Genomic DNA, 2,313 nt, shown 5'->3' on the forward strand with positions numbered 1-2,313 from the left:
TTCCTGAAGCGAGGCGCCTAGCCCCAAGGTCTTCAGTTTCGAGGTGACGGGCTCGACCTCGCCGTCATGCACGACCTTCAGCCGGCGGTTCGACAAGTCGAAGGACAGCGCCCGAATCTCCTCAAAGCCGTTCAGGGCCAGGCGAATCATTCGTTCTTCTGATGGACAGTCCATCTTCGGCACGGCATAAACACTGACCCATCTCCCTGGCGCCTCGGAGGAGGCCTGTATATCGGTATCCGCTGCGGACGTTGCATCACCGCCACAGGCGCCACCACAGGATTTGCTCATGATACGACTCCACTTGAACAATGTTGTGGTACCATTTAAAACTATAAAGCTACTATAAGGTCAATAGAGTAAAGAATCCGTTGGGGAGGAGGCTGATGCGCATTGGTCAGTTGGCGCAGTTGGTAGGGGTCGAAACACAGACGATCCGCTTCTATGAACAGCAGGGCTTGTTGCCGCCGCCTGATCGGCAGGACAACGGTTACCGTGTCTATACCGAGAAGCATGGTGAGGGGCTGGCCTTCATCCGTCGCTGCAGAATCCTGGGCCTGTCACTGGCTGAGATTCACGAACTACAGAGCTATGAGGACGACCCTCATCAGCCTTGTACCGCCGTCAACGCCTTGCTCGATGATCACATCTCTCATGTGCGGTCGCAGATAACCGCTCTGCAAGCGCTTGAGAAACAACTCGTTTCACTGAGAGCGAGTTGCAACGATGACCGGGAAGTTGAGGCGTGTGGGGTTCTTGCTGGAATTAGCGAAGGAAACATGCACCAGCAGTAGGTGAAGCATCAACCAGATAATCCGATGAGATGCCGGTCTGTCTCACTCTCATGCAAAGGTAAGATCAACCATTTAATCCGCTTACCCCTTTTGTAAAAGATGATATACTCTCGTTTCGTTTTTAAATCCGCCAACGTGATCAAAAGAAATAAAACAGCCTGAGTCCTTATGTAATTTTAGGTCTCAGGCTGTTAATGTCTGTCTGCGTGACAGGGCTTATTTTCGAACTAAGATAAAGCAGGTCACGAGTTTGCAGTCATTGGATGTTCTGTTTTTTCATTTTATGTCATTTGGTCAATTCTTACATTTTCAGGGCTTGTTTTACGGTTTCCTTCAGAGGGGTCAAGGATCCGATCAGTTTTTGCAGATCATCTGATGTTTTGGACGCTTCTCCTTTGGAAATCGCGTCATAGATCGCTGCCGTAATTTCAGCAAACGGCTCAGGGACACCAGCGTTTACGAGGAAATTTTTCTCTTCTTCGAATGAGACAGGCTGATGCACGACTTTTTTGCCGGAAACCTCGGAGAGAATTTGGGCAAGTTCATCAAAGGTCCACGGTTGATTGGAAACAAGGTTATACGTTTTGTTTTCATGCCCTTCCTCTGTAAGAACCGTTGCGGCAGCCAAAGCAAGTTCATTGCGTGTTACTGAATTAACGATCCCGCTTCCCGCATTCGTAACAATTGCTCCAGACTCTATGGATGCGCGCAGCCCCTCATTTACAAAAAAGTCCGTATATAAGGCATTACGCAGGAAAGTATACGGGATATTGGTCGTACGGATGGCATATTCCGTTGCTAAATGTACGTGTGCAAGGGGAATTATTGATTCCTCAGCAAAGGCATATCCTGTGTAAGCAATATGTTTGACTCCCGCATCTCTGGCAGCTTTTACGACATTTGCATGTTGAACGATAAGAAGCGTATTATCATAATGCGGACCTGAGATAAAGAGCAGCTTGGAGACACCTGCAAAAGCCTTTTGAAGAGATTCCGGTTGATTATAGTCGCCATGGCGAACTTCCACGCCTTGATCGGCAAGAGTAGAGGCTTTTTCAACATTACGCACGATGGCAATGATTTGACTGGCGGGAACTTTTTTGAGCAAATGTTGAATCACAAGCCCACCGAGTTGACCAGTAGCACCTGTAACCGCAATTGACATAATCATTTCTCCTTTTTTTCTAAAAATTTTTTGAATAAATAACATCATCTAGGTGGCGGAAGCCAAAAATAAACGAAGGCGGCCGCAATTGAAGACTGGATTGAGGAATGATTGTTTATTATGTATTTCGGCCATTCTTGCCCACCATTATAATTGCATCAGAAATGTAAATCAAATCTTATGCCTGTGCTGCTAAACAAGGTGAATGCCTCCTATCATTTTGTCGCGCCTATCATAGATAAGGCCGTGCAATCAAAATTTTTACAAGTCAACTCCTCTTGCCTGGAGCCGTGTGGTGGCGTCCCAGATGCCGTAGAAGCGCTCCTTGTGCTCGTAGGCGGCCAGCAGTTGCGG

Annotated in this window: 2 protein-coding genes and 1 pseudogene; 1 reads left to right on the plus strand and 2 read right to left on the minus strand. The window is 47.6% G+C overall.

What is annotated here, in order from left to right:
- Positions 1–291: pseudogene (locus A9479_RS19350) on the minus strand (cation transporter); the annotation flags it as partial.
- Positions 292–386: 95 nt separating this feature from the next.
- Between A9479_RS19350 and cadR the strand changes: the two are divergent.
- Positions 387–794: a Cd(II)/Pb(II)-responsive transcriptional regulator gene (gene cadR / locus A9479_RS19355; RefSeq protein ID WP_009403731.1), complete on the plus strand. Its 408-nt coding sequence runs from the start codon at positions 387–389 to the stop codon at positions 792–794.
- A gap of 301 nt (positions 795–1,095) precedes the next feature.
- Here cadR and A9479_RS19360 read toward each other — a convergent pair whose 3' ends face one another.
- The gene (locus tag A9479_RS19360; RefSeq protein ID WP_036174241.1) at positions 1,096–1,959 is read right to left on the minus strand and encodes an SDR family oxidoreductase; all 864 of its coding nucleotides are present in this window, start codon (positions 1,957–1,959) and stop codon (positions 1,096–1,098) included.
- Positions 1,960–2,313 lie beyond the last annotated feature (354 nt).

Source organism: Pseudoalteromonas sp. MQS005 (genome assembly GCF_001661605.1).
Lineage (GTDB): Bacteria > Pseudomonadota > Gammaproteobacteria > Enterobacterales > Alteromonadaceae > Pseudoalteromonas > Pseudoalteromonas tetraodonis.

Excerpts from the sequence above, each read along its gene's own strand:
- A9479_RS19360 (WP_036174241.1), bottom strand. The coding sequence starts at position 1,959 with ATGTCAATTGCGGTTACAGGTGCTACTGGTCAACTCGGTGGGCTTGTG.
- cadR (WP_009403731.1), top strand. The coding sequence starts at position 387 with ATGCGCATTGGTCAGTTGGCGCAGTTGGTAGGGGTCGAAACACAGACG.